At 65.2% G+C, this 15,642-nt stretch carries 14 protein-coding genes and 1 tRNA gene; 3 read left to right on the top strand and 12 right to left on the bottom strand.

Features of this window, described 5'->3' with window-relative positions; all coding sequences use genetic code 11:
* Nucleotides 1-9: 9 nt before the first annotated feature.
* From ACWEOI_RS23800 to ACWEOI_RS23765, 8 genes are read right to left on the bottom strand one after another with little or no spacing between them, the layout of a single operon-like run.
* Nucleotides 10-483: a MaoC family dehydratase gene (locus ACWEOI_RS23800; protein ID WP_452361034.1), complete on the bottom strand. Its 474-nt coding sequence runs from the start codon at nt 481-483 to the stop codon at nt 10-12.
* Entirely contained in the window at nt 480-1,529 is a 1,050-nt protein-coding gene (locus tag ACWEOI_RS23795; protein WP_452361033.1) for an NAD(P)-dependent alcohol dehydrogenase, read from the bottom strand. Before ACWEOI_RS23795 ends, ACWEOI_RS23800 begins: the two co-directional genes overlap by 4 nt.
* A 5-nt stretch (nt 1,530-1,534) precedes the next feature.
* On the bottom strand, nt 1,535-2,338 hold the full coding sequence (locus ACWEOI_RS23790) for a class I SAM-dependent methyltransferase (protein ID WP_452361032.1): 804 nt from the start codon (nt 2,336-2,338) through the stop codon (nt 1,535-1,537).
* Nucleotides 2,335-3,543, bottom strand: a complete 1,209-nt coding sequence (locus ACWEOI_RS23785; RefSeq protein ID WP_452361031.1) for an acyl-CoA dehydrogenase family protein — start codon at nt 3,541-3,543, stop codon at nt 2,335-2,337. Before ACWEOI_RS23785 ends, ACWEOI_RS23790 begins: the two co-directional genes overlap by 4 nt.
* On the bottom strand, nt 3,540-5,168 hold the full coding sequence (gene mbtM / locus ACWEOI_RS23780) for a long-chain-fatty acid--ACP ligase MbtM (protein ID WP_452361070.1): 1,629 nt from the start codon (nt 5,166-5,168) through the stop codon (nt 3,540-3,542). The genes ACWEOI_RS23785 and mbtM overlap by 4 nt, the downstream gene beginning before the upstream one ends.
* 17 nt (nt 5,169-5,185) lie before the next feature.
* On the bottom strand, nt 5,186-6,571 hold the full coding sequence (locus ACWEOI_RS23775) for a wax ester/triacylglycerol synthase domain-containing protein (protein ID WP_452361030.1): 1,386 nt from the start codon (nt 6,569-6,571) through the stop codon (nt 5,186-5,188).
* Nucleotides 6,490-6,762, bottom strand: a complete 273-nt coding sequence (locus ACWEOI_RS23770; RefSeq protein WP_452361069.1) for a phosphopantetheine-binding protein — start codon at nt 6,760-6,762, stop codon at nt 6,490-6,492. The genes ACWEOI_RS23775 and ACWEOI_RS23770 overlap by 82 nt, the downstream gene beginning before the upstream one ends.
* A complete protein-coding gene (locus ACWEOI_RS23765) occupies nt 6,749-9,034 on the bottom strand; it encodes an MMPL family transporter (RefSeq protein WP_452361029.1) in 2,286 nt (761 codons plus the stop codon). Before ACWEOI_RS23765 ends, ACWEOI_RS23770 begins: the two co-directional genes overlap by 14 nt.
* Nucleotides 9,035-9,713: 679 nt before the next feature.
* On the opposite strand from ACWEOI_RS23765, the gene ACWEOI_RS23760 reads away from it, so the two are divergent.
* The 3 genes from ACWEOI_RS23760 (at nt 9,714) to ACWEOI_RS23750 (ending at nt 12,753) form a co-directional block, all read left to right on the top strand.
* The gene (locus ACWEOI_RS23760) at nt 9,714-11,345 is read left to right on the top strand and encodes an aldehyde dehydrogenase family protein (RefSeq protein WP_452361028.1); all 1,632 of its coding nucleotides are present in this window, start codon (nt 9,714-9,716) and stop codon (nt 11,343-11,345) included.
* Nucleotides 11,345-11,824 carry an SRPBCC family protein gene (locus ACWEOI_RS23755; RefSeq protein ID WP_452361027.1) on the top strand — a complete coding sequence of 160 codons (480 nt, stop codon included), beginning with the start codon at nt 11,345-11,347 and terminating at the stop codon, nt 11,822-11,824. Before ACWEOI_RS23760 ends, ACWEOI_RS23755 begins: the two co-directional genes overlap by 1 nt.
* A 143-nt stretch (nt 11,825-11,967) precedes the next feature.
* Nucleotides 11,968-12,753 (top strand): alpha/beta fold hydrolase, encoded by a 786-nt coding sequence (locus tag ACWEOI_RS23750; protein WP_452361026.1) that lies wholly within the window; start codon nt 11,968-11,970, stop codon nt 12,751-12,753.
* A 914-nt stretch (nt 12,754-13,667) separates the two neighbouring features.
* Here ACWEOI_RS23750 and ACWEOI_RS23745 read toward each other — a convergent pair.
* The 4 genes from ACWEOI_RS23745 to ACWEOI_RS23730 all read right to left on the bottom strand — a co-directional run bounded on the left by ACWEOI_RS23745 (nt 13,668) and on the right by ACWEOI_RS23730 (nt 15,530).
* Nucleotides 13,668-13,742 (bottom strand) — tRNA-Val (locus ACWEOI_RS23745).
* Between the two features lie 27 nt (nt 13,743-13,769).
* Nucleotides 13,770-14,234 carry a peroxiredoxin gene (locus ACWEOI_RS23740; protein WP_452361025.1) on the bottom strand — a complete coding sequence of 155 codons (465 nt, stop codon included), beginning with the start codon at nt 14,232-14,234 and terminating at the stop codon, nt 13,770-13,772.
* A 122-nt stretch (nt 14,235-14,356) separates the two neighbouring features.
* Entirely contained in the window at nt 14,357-14,779 is a 423-nt protein-coding gene (locus tag ACWEOI_RS23735) for a DUF3052 domain-containing protein (RefSeq protein ID WP_433673437.1), read from the bottom strand.
* 187 nt (nt 14,780-14,966) lie between these two features.
* Nucleotides 14,967-15,530: a hypothetical protein gene (locus tag ACWEOI_RS23730; RefSeq protein WP_433667040.1), complete on the bottom strand. Its 564-nt coding sequence runs from the start codon at nt 15,528-15,530 to the stop codon at nt 14,967-14,969.
* Nucleotides 15,531-15,642: the final 112 nt, after the last annotated feature.

Here is a 15,642-nt window from a genome sequence, read left to right as displayed (position 1 = left end):
CGGATTGGATCAGGGCTGTTCGGGTTCCGGAGCATGCAGTGCGCGAACGACGCTCTGTGCCATGCACACCGGACGTTGAATGCCCTCAACCTCGAATTTCTGGGTAATGGTCAGCTGTAGTCCACCGACGCACTGATCGGCGCGGCTCAGGGTCGCGAGCATGCGTACCCGTGAGCCCGCCGGCACCGGCGCGGTGAAGCGGACAGTGTTGTAGCCGACGTTCAAGACGTAGGCGAACCCCTCTAGCGCGAACATCTCGTAGGCCCAGCGGGGAGCCAGCGACAGCAGGTAGCACCCGTGCGCGATGGTGGAGCCCAGTTCGGACTCGCCCGCCCGCACCGGATCAGTGTGGATCCACTGGTCGTCGCCGGTGATCTCGGCGAACCGGTCGATGACCGCCTGGCTGATCTCGACCCACGCGCTGGCACCGAGCTCGCGCCCGACGTAGGCCCGGACTTCGTCGGCACCGTGGAGAACGATCACGGCGCGGTCCGCATGCCCTCGATATCGAGGACGAACCGGTATCGAACGGCACCGCTCAGCACCCGCTCGAAGGCTTCGTTCACGCGATCGGCGGCGATCAGTTCGATCTCCGGCCGGATATTGTGCGCGGCACAGAATTCGAGCATTTCCCGCGTGTCGCCCGGACTACCGACGAACGAACCCGCCAGCTGGCGGTCCATCAGGATGAGCGAGAACCCCTCCAGTTCCAGCGGCACGTCCGGGATACCGAGTTCAACGAGGACGCCATTGCGATCCAGGGTGCCGAAGTAGGCGTTCAGATCGATCTTCGACGACACCGTATTGAGGATCAGATCCTGTGAGCACGAATACTTTTCGAACGCACCCGGGTCCTCGGTGATGACGTAGCGGTCGGCGCCGAATCGGAAGGCATCGTCGAGTTTGGCGGCGGAGCGGCTGAACACCGTGACGTCCGCGCCCATCGCCTTGGCCAGGAGGACACCGAGGTGGCCGAGTCCGCCGAGTCCGATCACTCCCACCCGGGTGCCCGACCGCACTCCAAACCGGCGCAGTGGCGCGTACGTGGTCGTTCCCGCGCACATCAGGGGTGCGGCGAACGGGAGCGGGAGAGCGTCGGGGATGCCTAGGACGAAACGTTCGTCGACCACAATCGAGGTCGCGTAGCCCCCCTCGGTGGGACCGTCCCCGGTCTCGGAGTTGTAGGTGAGAGTCACACCGCGCGTGCAGTGCTGCTCGGCGCCGCCCCGACAGGCCGGACAGGTACGGCACGAATCGACGAAACATCCGACACCGACCCGGTCCCCCGGCGCGAACCCGGTGACAGCGGCTCCGGCCTGCCGCACGATGCCAGCGATCTCATGGCCGGGAACCACCGGGTAGATCGAGGTTCGCCAGTCGTTTCGGGCGATGTGGATGTCGGTATGGCAGACGCCGCTGTAGTGGATGTCGATCAGAACGTCGCGCTCGCCGAGCGCGCGCCGCGAGATCTCGGTCAATACCAGCGGTGAGTCGGAAGTCATTGCGGAATAGGCCAATACGGCAGTCATACGACTCACCGCACTGTCGCGCGGATGATTCGATACTCGAGCCCGCCCGATTTCAGCTGCTCATAGATCGCCGACCCCGGGATCGCGAGGAAATTGGCCATCAATTCGTTCTCGGGACCGAATACGCGGCTCAGTCCCCGGCCCAATTTGTCTCGTGCGGCAACCACATTGGCGGTGATGTCGCGTTCGGCGACGATCGTGATGCCGCTCGCCTCCAGTCCGGCCCGAAATTCCTGCCAGCGACGGGGCTCAAGCAGGTCGGTGTGCAGCAACCTGCCATCGGTGCGCAGCACCCGTCGCACCTCGTGCAGGAAGCCCGCCAGGCTCGGATAGGTATGTGAGGACTCGACATTCGTGACGACCTCGAAGGAACTGTCCGGCACCGGCAGATGCTCCGCGTCACCCACCTCGAATCGCAGCGCCGGATGCGCGCCGCGGCAGAACTCGATGGCGGCCGGCGAGATGTCGACGCCGGTCACCGCCGCCCCGAAGTGGTCGGCCAGCAGACTCGCGACGCCACCGCGACCACATCCGACATCGAGCACGGCCCGCCCGGTCAGGTCCAGTGACCCGACCAACTCGCAGGCCAGCCGGATCGAGTGCACGTTGAACGCGCGCCCGGCGGGCAGTTCCCGAGCCTCGTCCTCGGTGCCCAGACTCAAGTAGCCGTAGTTGAGGAAGCTGGAATTCTTGCCGAACGGCGAACTGTCCAGGGATCGGCTGATCTGGTCGTAGAACTCTCGATACGAGTCCTTGTCAAGGTGCTCGGGCGCGGTCAGACCGGCGGCACCGGCTTGGCTGGAATTCATGACTGTCGGTTCCCCACTTCCGATCGGATGATTTTCGAGTACGTGTCGTGATCGGGCTTCATACCCGACGCGACCAGCTCGAGCAGTACTTCGTCCGAACCTCCGGCGGTGCGGGCCAGCTTCATGTCCTGCCACCAGCGACCGACCGGCGTCTCATCGACGAGGTATCCGGAACCACCGAATATGTGCATGCACTCGGAGGTGACCTCCTCCCCCAGGCGCGCGGCGATGACCTTGATCCCGGCCGAGGTCCGGATATCCAGGTTGGATTGCGTGGCGGCCATACCGGTCAGGGCCAGCTTGAGCATGTGCACGCGGGCGGACAGGTCCGCCAGGCGCAAACGCAGAGCCTGATGTTGAAACAGCCGCTGCCCGAACTGTGTCCGCTCGATCATGCGCGCGTGGGTGACGGCGATGGCGAGTTCGCACGAGCCCGCGATCTGCCCGGCGACCGAGAGCCGTTCGTGTGCCAGCCCCCAGCTGATCGCGAGCAGCCCGACCCCGGCGCGCGCGACCAGATGGTCGGGCCCGACGGTGGTATCGAATTCGATGGGCGCCGTCGAGAGTGCTGAAGCGCCGATCTTGCGGTACGCGGTCCCGACGCTGACCTGGCTCATGGGAACCGCGAAGACCGCAACATTGCCACCCGCGCGCTGGGCGGCCGCGCCGCCTTCGTCGACGACGCGGGCCACGACCAGGGTGTGATCGGCGACCGGTGCCAGCGACACGAACTTCTTGCGGCCGACCAGGTGGAAGCCGTCACCGGTGCGGTGCGCGACGGTCTCGACATGCTGCAGATCCGAGCCGCCTGCCTGCTCGGAGGCGGCCAGGCACAGCACGATCTCGCCATCGATGGCCCGCTCGGTGAGCTCGGTCAGGTAGGGGTTACCACCGAATCGCCGGAGAATGGCGATGGCCGAATCATGAATGCTCAGCCCCGGCCCGACGCCCCCGGACCCGAGCCTGCCCAGCGCCATGGCGAGCGCGTTGAGTTTGGCCAGATCGGGATTCATGCCCGCTGACCATTTGGACCGAAGGATGCCCGCCGCGCCCATCCTCTCGATCAGGTCCCGGGGGAACAGACCGGATTCCTCGGCGGCCATCGCGATTTCGAGCACCTCGTCGGTGAGATACGCGTCGAGCAGGGTCTCGAAGGACAGCTCGGAGTCGGCGACGACCGCGTTGTCGGTGCGAACAGTACTCACTTCAGCTTCAACCTTTTCTCGGTAACCATTCGACCGACCTCGAGCCGCCGCAGCTTTCCCGACGTCGTTCTGGGCAGTTCTCCCGGTGTCACCAACTCGACCACCGAGGGGACGATCCCGCATTCGGCGACGACCGACTCCTTGATCAGGTCGCGTGCGAGATCGGCTCCCTTGCCGCGGAATTCGGCGACCACCACCAATTCCGGCCGGCGCAGGGCCCGCTCGTTGGCCGTCTCCACAACGGTCGCGACGACCGCACCGGCCCGCACGCCCGCGATCTTTCCGACCACGGTTTCGACCTGCTGCGGGAAGAGATTGCGCCCGGCGACGGTGAGCATTTCCTTCGATCGGCCGCAGACATGCAGTTGTCCATCATGCAGATAGCCGATGTCGCCGGTCTTGAACCATTCGTCCTCGGCGAGTTTCACCTCGGTCTCGAGATAGCCGCTCATCATCGAATGTCCGCGGACCTCGATTTCGCCGATATCACGACCGGGTGCGGTCGGGTGGCCGTCACCGGCGACGACCCGGATCTCCATGCCGGGCATGGCGGAACCGAGTGCGGCCGTCCGCAGCGGGCGCGCCGAATCCCCTTCGGTGATATCGATTTCGTCGACGGTCAGTCCGGAACCCGGCAGGGGCGCGGAGACACCACAGGTCGCCTCGGCCATCCCGTAGGACGGCGCGACCGCCGCGGGGTCGAATCCGAAATTCCGCATCTCCTCGGTGAAGCGGGCCAGGCCGTCGCAATCCACCGGCTCACCGCCATTGATGGCGTAGCGGACATTGCCGAGATCGACGCCGTCGATGCGACGGGCGTACTGGCCGAGCAGGTTGTAGGCGAAATTCGGCGCCCCGATCAGGGTCGCCTTGCTCTCGCTGAGCCAACGCAGCCATTCGAAGGGTGAGCGGGCGAAGGCGGCCGTCGGGGCCAGCCAGGTCTCGCCACCGTAGATCATGCCGATGGCCAGCGAGGTCAGACCCATATCGTGGTAGAGCGGCAGCCACGAGCAGCCGATGTCCCGGCCGGGGTCGCCGTCGATGCGCTCCTGGAATCCCGCGCAGTGGCGGACCATCGCGGCACGCGACAGGACGGCGGTCTTCGGGCTTCCCGTCGAACCGGCGGTGCCTTGCAAGATGGCGGTATCAGTGCCGGAGAACGCGGCGATGGAGCCGAACGGCGTTGCCCGCCAGGCGCTCACCTCCGGGAAGGCGGTCACCGACGCGGCGGGGTCCGTGACGGCCGCGGCCATCAGTTGCGCGATCTCGGTCCCGACGAACAGTTCGCGACAGCCCAGTGCGGCGAACTTCTCGGCGGTGACATCCGCCCACAGGCTGTTGGCCCGTCCGCGAACGGGGCCGGGCAGCAAGGCGATCGCCCGGCCCGCGAACCACGCGCCGCACATGATCGCGACCGTCTCCATGGTCGGGTCGCCGACCAGGCCGACGGGGCCGCGCTCACCGGCACGGTCACCGTCCAAGAGGCGCGCCGCGATCGTGTCCGCGACCGCGGCGACCTCCGGCCACGGGGTCTCCCGCCAGCGCTTCTCCAGCAGGTCGAGTGTCCGCAGCGACTTGGTACTCGCCAGCAGGGTGTCGCGGATGTGGGTGCCGAGGTCGGGCACGATCAGTGTCGGTGATGTCATCGAGACTCCCCTATCTGTCCAGCCACCAGGTCGGATTCGGTTTCGGTCGGCTCGGATTCGGCACCGATCAGGTCGGCCAGCCGGGCGAGGAACTTCCCGAGGTCGCCCGGGAATTCGACGGGATCGGCGACGATGCCCAGGGTGAATCGATCCCGGTACATCAGCGTGGTCACCGAGACCGGATAGTCCACGATCGGCACGAAGGGTGTGGCTCGTGAAACATGCCGTCCCAGTACGGTTTCCGTGGCACTGAAACCCGGATTCACACCGACGCTGACATCACAGAGGTCCTCGAGCGACTTCGCGGTGAGCCGCCGCTGCAACCGCCAGGGCAGATACTTGATCGGCGCCGTCGCGATGATCGCGTTCCTGGCATCGTCGGATTCCGCGGCCCGCCGCAACTCCGCCTTCACGCGGGCGACATGCGTCGCGACATCGGTCACGTCGCCTGCCACCGTGAGCACGGCGATCGAGGCGGCGTTGCCCGTATGCCGGATATCACGGTCGAGTGTCACCGGAAGCTGCACTCGCAGCGCGTCTTTCGCGATGCCAGCCTCCAGCCGGGAGGCATTGAGCGCGGCCGCCACCGCCGAGAGCACGAACTCGTTGGTCGATGCGCCGTATTCCCTTGCCCGACGCCGGAAATCGCCGGTCGACAGGGAGAGAGTGGCGACTTCCCTTCCCGCGGAGCGTCCTTCGTCGCTTCTGAGCTTCAGGCCGCGCGCGAGCAGCATCCTATTGGCCGCGACGATGATCCGCATCCTTTCGCGCCACGGAATCGGCGCGAGCGCGAACCGTCGGCTGGAGATGAACCGATCGAACTCGGCGGTAGTGTCGGAGGGCGTGTCGGCGAGCAGCCCGACGAACGCCAGACCCGCCATACCGTCGGTGATGCAGTGATGCACGCGCAGTGCCAGATACTGGCGGCCACCCTGTTTCTGGTTCAGCAGCGCGATCTCCCACAGCGGCCGATCGGTCGGCAGATGCGAGGCGACGGCGTTGGAGATCCAGCGGTTGACGGCGGCTTCGTCCGCCAGCTCGACCGAATGCACATGGTCGCGGGGATCCCAGCTGCTCGCCGGGACGAATCGGGGCCGACGTTGCACCTTCTTTGCCAGGTGCAATCGGTAGATCTCCCGTTCGCCCGATCGCGCGACCACTCGGCGCACGACCTCGTCGAACGACAGCGGGTCCTCGTCGGGTGCGAGCTGGACGACGAATGTCCAGTGAATGGGCCGCAATTCGCTTTCCGCGCGAAGATACAGGCAATCGGTTTCCGAGAGCAGTATCGGTTCGGTGCTCAACTCGAGACCGCCGCATCTGTCTCGATTTCTTTCTTCTTCGCCCGAACGAATTCGTTCACGTCGCGGACGGTCTTGCAATCCATCAGTTCTTCCTCGGAGACCGGGGTTCCGGTGACGCTCTCGAAGGCGACGAGAGCGATGGCCAGCGCCACCGAGTCCAGACCGAGGTCATCGATGAGGTCGTCATCGATCATGTCGTCGGTCAGCTCGATCGAAAGATCCCTTCTGAACGTTTCCCGGACCTCGGGCAGGATCTCATTTTCCGACATGTTCAATCTCCTCTTCCAGGTTGGTTTGTCGAGACATTTGATCGGTGTCCGCCGCCGATTCGGCTCCGCGCCGAATCTCTCGCGGACCGAACGGCCCGCGCCAATTCCAGTCGCCCATCAGCCGCATCGCGGCCGGCACCAGCACCAGGCGCACCAGGGTCGCGTCGATGGCGATCGCGATCGCCGCACCGACGCCCAGCTGCTGGATCGGAATGATGCCCGCGAGTCCGAAGCTGGCGAACACGGCGATCATCAGGACCGCCGCGCCGCTGATGAGCGGTGCGGTCCGCGCGATGCCCGTGGCGACCGACTCGGCATTGTCGCGAGTTCGCAGGAAGGATTCCCGGACACGGGTGAGTAGGAACACTTCATAGTCGGTATTGAGGCTGAGCACAATGGCCAGCAACAGCACCGGAACAAAGTTGACCACATAGCCATTGACCGCGAACGGCATGACGGAGGCACCCCAGCCGAACTGGAACAGCACCGTCAATATTCCGAACGTTGCCCCGACCGACAGCAGGTTCAGCGCTATTGCCTTGATCGGCAACAGGTACGAGCGGAAGCTCGCGAACAGCACCAGCGCAATGGCGAGCAGCATGGTCACCAGCACACCCGGAAGCCCGTGCGCGATAATGTCATTGGTATCGATACTGGTGGCGGTCTCCCCACCCACCGATATATCGACGCCGTCCGGCATATCACGCGTCAAGGCTCGGACATCACGCAATGTGGCGACACTGTCATCGGATGCCGAACGCGAATTCGTAATGACATCGGCCACGAAGGAGTGACCGTCACGCGCGACGTAGTAGTCGACGATCTGTGCGACCTCCGGCGGGGCCGAGGCTCGGCGCTGGTCGGTGAGCAGGCTCAACGGATCGCGCCCATCGACGAACTTCAGCACCGACAGGGGTGAATTCACCGCCACGACGTTCGGCAGTCGCTGGATCCGGTTCAGCCGGTCGACGATCGCGTCGCGGTTCGGACTCTCGGAGATCGGGCCTGCGGTCCGCACCACCACCTGAATGGGTGTCGGTGCGCCGGCGCCGAATTCGTCGATGATGCGTTCGGTCCCGACCCGGGGCGTCGACCCCGCGGAGATCACCCGGGCGTCGGGCAGGAACAGGCGCATGCTGAGTGCCGGAATCGCGCAGACCAGGCACACCGCGGTGCCAGCGATCAGGTACCGGACCGGCCGCCGCATCACCGCGTGGGAGAAGTGGTACCACCGGCTCTGCTGTACCGGCGCGACCGTGGCCCGTCGCAGCACGCCGATGCGGCCGGCCAGCACGCGCCTGCCGAGGACTGCCATGCAGGTGGGTAGCACCAGCAGGGTCGACAGGATGGTGAACGCGACCACCAGCATTCCGCCGATCGCCATCGACGAGATGGCGGTCAGATCGATGAGCAGCAGGCTGGCCAAGGCGATGATGACCGTCAGGCCCGAGGCGACGACGGCGTGGCCCGATCTGGCGACTGTCACCCGGATCGCCTCCGGCACATCGCGACCCGCTGCCAGCTCCTCCTCGAACCGTTTGAGCATGATGAGCGAGTAGTCGATTCCGACGCCCAACCCGAGCATGGTGGCAATGTTCTCGACGAAGACCGACATGGTGAGCCCGTGCGAGAGCACACCCAGCGTGCCGGTCGCCAAGACGATCGCCGTGACACCGACCAGGCCCGCGAGGACCGACGCCACCACGCCACGGAACAGCCACAGCAGCACCAGCAGAATCAGTGGCGCGGTGATGATTTCGGCTCGGACCAGTCCGGTTTGGGTTTGCACATTGGCCTCACCCCACACCGATTGGGTCGACACCACCGATACATCCAGCCCATCGGCCTCGAAGGTGGTCCTGATCCGGTCCTGGACCTGCGGCATCACTTTCAGTGCCGCGTCCACGGTCAGGTCCGAGCCGACGACCGTGAGGGTGGTGCGACGGTCCTTACCCAGAAAGGCGGCTTGGGGCTGGCCGCCGAGCGTGGAGTATCCGATCGCGTCACGGGTTCGAAGCCGGGGATCGTTGCGCACGAACTCGAGGACCTTGGCGACCCGATCGGCGAACACCGGATCGTCGGCGGTGCGGTTCCGGTCGTGGACCACCAGCGCACTCGAGGTCACCCCGCGACCGAGGTAACCCTGCGCCAATGTCTCTGCGGCCCTTGTCGATTCGGCCGTCGGTGAGATCCAGCCGCCCACGCTCAGGCGGTCGTGCAGGGACGATGCGCCGACGGCACCGAGCATCATCGCCAGCAGCCACAACACCACCAGCAAATGGCGTCGCCGGATTACCAGCGATACATATCCACGCACAAGCGAATCGGCATATTTCGAGTACGCCAATGTCCACCCCCGATTTCGTTGCGAAACATGCGCGCACGAAAAAACTGCAGCCAGAATGACCAAGACCTGGTCTGCAGAATTTCCCCACCCTGCATAAATTCACCTCAGGTGAATGTCAATTACCCCCGGCGGCACCGATCACGGCACCACACGAATGCCGAAAACCGTTCGGCTCCACCGACAGTAGCGGTAAGCGCCACATGCGTCAATCAGTGTGTCATTCACCACATCGAGTGTTGCATCGACGCGCAGGTCGGTCCGGCAATCTCCTCAGAGACAGCATCGTGCATGGCCAAACCCACTGTTCGACAGTCTCTCCCGAGCTGTCGCGCGACATCGGAACCACACGGGCGCGTCGCTCCATTTATATCTGAAAGCTATTTCTCGAGCGCAGTCGCTATGAGTCCCCGCACGGAGCCGGACCGTCCGGGTAAGTGATTGACAGGCCGTGCGGGCCGCCGCTAGATTCCAAATCGCCGCGTGGGGAGCGCCGCTTTCGGATAGCAGTGCCAACCACTGTGTGTCCATCCCGAGTCGAACCACTGTCCTTGTGTGAATTATCGGCGTATTCAGGCGCGTTCGACATTACCGAGAGGACCCATCCATGAATGTGCCGGCAACATCGATGCTCGCCGATTGCCCGGCGGTCGGCCCATTACTGATCGTGCAGTCCTATGTCGGCGGGCAGGACCTGCCATCGCCGCACGGCCGCAACGTGCATACGGTGTCGACGCGCGCCTTGCTCGAGGACGCCGGGGCGGCGCTCGCTCTCAAGCGCGACGCCGATCTCGGCACACACGGGGTGACCGAGGCGGACTCGGCCATCGCGGGTGCCGTCGCCCTCGCCGACGCCGATCAACTCGAGCTCGCACTGGCGGCTGCCGCCGCGGCCGCGCCCGGCTGGGCCGCGGTCCCGCTGACCGCACGCCTGGCCGTGGGTCAAGAGATCGCCACGAGCCTGCGACGCCATATCGAGCCGCTGACCGCGATCCTGGTCGCCGAGGGCCAACCGGTTACCTTGGCGCGCAACCTGATCGAGACCGTCGCGGACGTGACATTCAGCGAGGATTCCCTGCGCTGGTGTGCCGAGCAGTTCCACTCCGAGGACACCTGGGGCAACCACCGCCGGATCGTGCGCCGGGTGCCGGACGGCGTGGTCTGCGTCAATCCACCGCAGAACTCGGCGCTCGCCAACGCCCTGTTCGGTCTCACCGCCATGCTCGCCGGAAATGCCGTCGTCGTTCGCGCACCGCGGGGTGTGCCCCTGGCGGTCATGTATGCCCTGCGCTACCTGGTCGCACCGATCCTCGAAGCCGCGGGCGCACCCGCAGGCACCATGAACGTGCTGTGCGGACCGCCGATGATGCGGACGTGGCTCGAGAGTCCGCACGTCGACTCGATCGTTTTCATCGGCGGCAGCGCCCAGGGCATGGCCCTGGAACAGCAATGCGTCGCGGCCGGGAAGAAGCCGATTCTCGAACTGGCCGGCAACGATTGCAGCATCGTGTGGAAGGACGCGGACATCGATGCGGCCGTGGCGTCGGCAGCGGAGTTCTTCACCCAGTCCGGGCAGATCTGCAACCTGCCCAATCAGCTGATCGTTCACCCGGATATCGCGGGCGACTTCCTCGAGCGCCTGGTCGCCGCGACCGGTCGTATCCGGCCCGGCTTTCCCGATGATCCCGATGTCGTGCTCACGCCGGTGCTGCAGCCGGATACCTATTTTCGCTACATTCGCGATGCCGTAGCGCACGGAGCGCGCCTGCGTACCGGCGGCCGACACCTCGATGTGCACGGAAATCCCTGTAACACCGGACTTTTCCTGGATCCAGCAGTGCTCGAGATTCCCGGGATCAGTGTGGCGGAGAGCTGCGCGGCCGTCGAGAACGAGACGTTCGTGCCGTTGCTGCCCGTGATCGTCCCGACTGCCGCCGATCACTCGGGCACCGACGACAGCATTCTCTCGGCGATGTTGCGACTCATCCGACGCAACCGGTACGGGCTGCGTAATTCGTTGTGGGCCCGCGATGAACAGGTCATTGCCCGTTTCCTCGAGGCTGGCACCGACTGTGGTCAGCTCAAGATCAACTCTCCGCACAGTAGTTTCGTCCCGCGCCTGCCGACCCACGGTGGGACCGGACTGACCGGCGGAGCCTTCGGTGAGGCCAATTACCTGATGCTGCGCACCACCCGGCTGCAGGGTATCGACCACGTCGTGTCCGGAGGGGATTTCTGATGGCGTCCTATGGAATTCACGTTCGAGCCGCGCTCTCCCGAGAGCAGGTGGCCCTGGCGTTGGGCACTCCCGACACTGATCTCGACTCCCCAGTCGAGGTCCATGTACGGACCGATTCGCGGCGGTCGGTCCCGTTCCAGACCGCCCGGCTGAGCTGGAGACAAAGCGAGTATTGGCGCGTCACGGAGCAGTCGATCGCCGCGGATTTCGAGCAGCTCGACGGCCCGTTCTCATCGTTCACCGGTTCGATCCGCGCGCAGCCCGGTGACTCCGGGTGGGAGATCGGCATCGAGATCGACTTCACCACAAGCATTCCCAACTGGGCCGGTGCCGTAGACCGGGCGATCGGCGGCGCGGTGCTGCGGGCGGCCATCTCCGCATTGTCCGAGACCGCGGCAGGCGGACTCGTCGTCACTTCGGGCCCGGACTGGCTGGACGACACGGCTGGCCACTCGCTGGCGGGCGCGTCGCGGAACTGACAAGCTGGGTCGGCGGGGCCACCCGGGATTTGACGACAGGAGTTGAAACGATGTCCGTCAGTGAGCAATTGGGAAGCGAGCATGATATTGTCCTCTCCTCGTGTCGGCTGAGATACCGGGAGACGGGCAGCGGCGGACCGATCGTGTTCGTGCACGGCTTGCTGGCCAATGGTGACCTGTGGCGGCACGTCGTGCCCGATCTCGCGGCGCTGGGGTACCGATGCATCACGCCCGACTGGCCGCTGGGGTCACATACCGTGCCGGTGCCCGGACTGGAACTGACGCCGGCGACCGTCGCCACTCTCATCGACGAATTTCTCGCGAGCCTCGACCTCACCGATGTGACGATCGTCGCCAATGACACCGGCGGCGCACTCGTTCAGCTGCTCATGGTCGCTCACCCCGAGCGGATCGGCCGTGTCATCCTCACCACCTGCGACGCCTTCACCCATTTCCTACCCCCGCCGTTTCACCTACTTCCCCAACTGTTCGCCGTGCCCGCGGCACCGTGGATGGTCAGCCGGTTCCTGTCGGCGAGATTGCTTCACCGAACCCCCTTGGCTTTCGGCTGGATCGCCAAGCGCCCGTTGCCGCCGCACATCGTGGAAAGCTATGTGTCGCACATCCGCGACGACGCCGAAATCCGCTGGGACTATCGACGATTCACCCGCTCCATCTCGAACACCTACACTCTCGACGCCGCCGAGAGACTCTCTGAGTTCACCAAGCCGACCCTGCTCGTCTGGGGCGCGCAGGACAAGCTCTTCCCCCTCGAACTGGCCGAGAAGCTCCACCGCCGACTCCCCGCCTCCACCCTGCGCACCCTCGACGATTGCTACGTCTTCATCGCCGAGGACCGCCCCGAGGCCCTCACCGCCGCCATTCTCCAATTCCTTCGCGACCCGGCCACCAACCCCTCCCAGCCCTAGGCTCGAAGCCCCGTCACGTGGAAGGCTTCCTTGGCGTACATCATGGCCAAAGGAAATTTCCCTGGTTCACCGCCGTAGAGCTCAGCACGCCGGACAGCTTGACCGCCAACTCGTACAGGTGCTCGAGCTGTTCAGGGTTGGCGTGCTGGCGTTGCGACGATTCAGCATCCCCGCGACTCGCGCCGTAGTCGGACCACCTCGATCCCCGCCGCGGGCATTGTTCCGCGAGTGCCGGCCACAACATCGAATTACCCAAGCCCGGACCAATACCGGAGCGCCACCCCGAAGATGATGAGGTCGCAGTACTCCGCGGCGGGCTCGATGAGGGGCAAGGCCGCCAAGAGCATGAAGGCCCGAAAAGACCATGAGCGACGCTAATCCCTATCGGTGACAACCTGACCAAGGTTCTTGCCACGACGACGGCTGTGCGTCCAGTCGAACCACCCAGCGGTAGGTCAAGCTGGGCAACAGCAAGGGGACCGCGTACGGTACGTCGAGCAGGACGCATAGTCGCCGGCACCGACGAGGCTGTAAGAAAAGTTGCTGTGCCAACCTTCCTCGCTGTGTTGACCTCTGCAGCAAACGATGACAGCTCGGGCGGCGGGATGGTCCGGGCCTCAGCAGTAGAGATCAGTGCAGCCCGGCTGTTGGTCACTCATGCTCCCGACCTAAGCCCCGAGCTACAGGCCGAAATCAAACTGATACCCGAAGCCGTCCCTGGCGCCGAACTCACAGTCGAACACTTGTACACCGGCCGATACGTTGGACAGACACAGGTAATTGCGCAGGTACGAGCCCAGGCGCGCACACAAGCCCGTGTACGTGGACCCATCGCTGCTACATGAATGCCAACGCGAACCGCCGCCAAGGTCGGGATTGATACACGAAAACCCAGGCATGACCTGGATTTTCGTTGGTGGGCGCAGAGGGTTTCGAACCCCCGACCGCTGGTGTGTAAAACCAGAGCTCTACCACTGAGCTATACGCCCTGACCGCCCGGAAACCCGGGCGACGGGTTATGAATCTAGTGTGGCGAGGGCTTTTTCCCAAGCTGCCTGGTCACGGGGCTCGCCGGGGCCGTTCATTTCGGCGAAGCGGATGATGCCGTCCTTGTCGACGACGAAGGTGCCGCGGTTGGGGTAGCCGGATTTGGCGTTGAAGACGCCGTAGGCCTGGGCTACTTCGCCGTGGGGCCAGAAGTCGGAGAGCAGGGGGAAGGTGTAGCCCTGTTCGGCGGCCCAGATCTTGTGGGTGGGCGGGGGGCCCACGGAGATGGCGAGGATTTCCGCGTTGTCGTTCTGGAACTTGGGGAGTTCGTCGCGGACCCTGCAGAGTTCGCCCTGGCAGATGCCGGTGAAGGCGAGGGGGTAGAAGACGATGAGGACGTTCTTCTCACCGCGGAAGCTCGACAGGGTGACTTCCTGGTTGTTCTGGTCCTTCAACGTGAAGTCCGGTGCGTGCGTACCGATCTCGAGCGGCATGCGTTCCCCTCCATCCTGATGTGGCGGCGCGGCGTACGACGCGGCGCCGCGTGCGACCCGGTGGATCGGACGAGCCGATCCACCGGGTGCACCCGGTTCACCGAAAACCTTAGTGGAAGGCCTCAGCGCTGCTTGGAGGGTGTCTTGGGCTGGGTGAGCTTGGTGCCCGTCCAGGTGCCCAGGGAGACCGGAGTGGTCGAGGTGAGGCCGGCGGGGGTGGCCGACTCGGCGATCTCACTCGGATCGACATGGCCGGATTGACCGGTCTTGGGTGTGAGCACCCAGACGACGCCGTCATCGGCGAGCGGGGTGATCACATTGAGCAGTTCATCGACCAGGTCGCCGTCACCGTCCCGCCACCACAGCAGCACGACGTCGACCACCTCGTCGGTGTCTTCGTCGAGCAGCTCGGATCCGGTGGCTTCTTCGATCTCGGAGCGAAGCGCGTCGTCGGCGTCTTCGTCCCAGCCCAGTTCCTGAACCACCATGTCGTGTGAAATGCCAAGCTTCTGAGCGTAGTTCTGCGCGTCCGCCGCGGCGACCACGGTGGTGTCCTCCTCAATTCCCGACAATAGGTAGTTGCAAGCGAACATGGTAAAAGCCCCCAGCGCAAGCCGATCGGCCGAAATCGCACCCTAAATGTCGTATGTGAGACCGCCGGGACTCAGCGGACAGCCCGCTCACACCCCCTCCGACCTGGCCTATCGATCGGGCTCGCGGCGGGAGCGGCGTTCAGACCGGACAGGAGTTGCGAACCGCGGTCAACGTGTCGTTGACCTTCTTGCTCGCGTCGTTCAACGGCGCGACGGAGGAATTGGTGGTCAGCTTCCGCACCGACGCCGCCAGATCCCGGGCCGCGGACACGTAGTCGGTGAACCTCTGCGCCACCTCCGGCGCCAGGTCCGGACCCGACGCGGTCACCTGAGCCTCGACCGTCTTGGCCGCGTCCTCGAGCGCCTGGGCCGCGGTGTCGCGCTTGGCGTTCTTGTCGGCCGCGCTCACGTCGTTCGCGTCGTGGGCGTCCACGAACTCGTTGTAGCGGTCGACCTGGGTGCCGGTGGTCTTGCGGAACGGGCCGCAGTTGTCCGCGGTCGCCTTCGCCTTCGCCGCGGCCGCCTTCGAGGAGCTGGCCGCCGCCGCCGAGGTGGCCGCGTCGGCCTTGTACGACGACACCTGAACCTGATTCGCCGTCGGGGTACCCTCGACCGTGTTCGCGCACCCGGCCAGCACCAGTCCGGCCGCCACCGCCGCGGACGCGCACAGCAATCCGAACCCCCTCGGGTTCAGCAGCTTCACTCGGTTCCTCCCCGATCCAGCCCGGAAGTGATGGAACCCGTCGCGAGCGGCGCGGTTCCCTGCGCCACGGTACTGGATTTCCGGCTGACATGATGACCTGGGCCGCATCATC

Source organism: Nocardia sp. NPDC004340, from assembly GCF_053602575.1.
The sequence above is the reverse complement of the archived record's forward strand: the minus strand, read 5'-3'. Positions and strand labels throughout refer to the sequence as shown.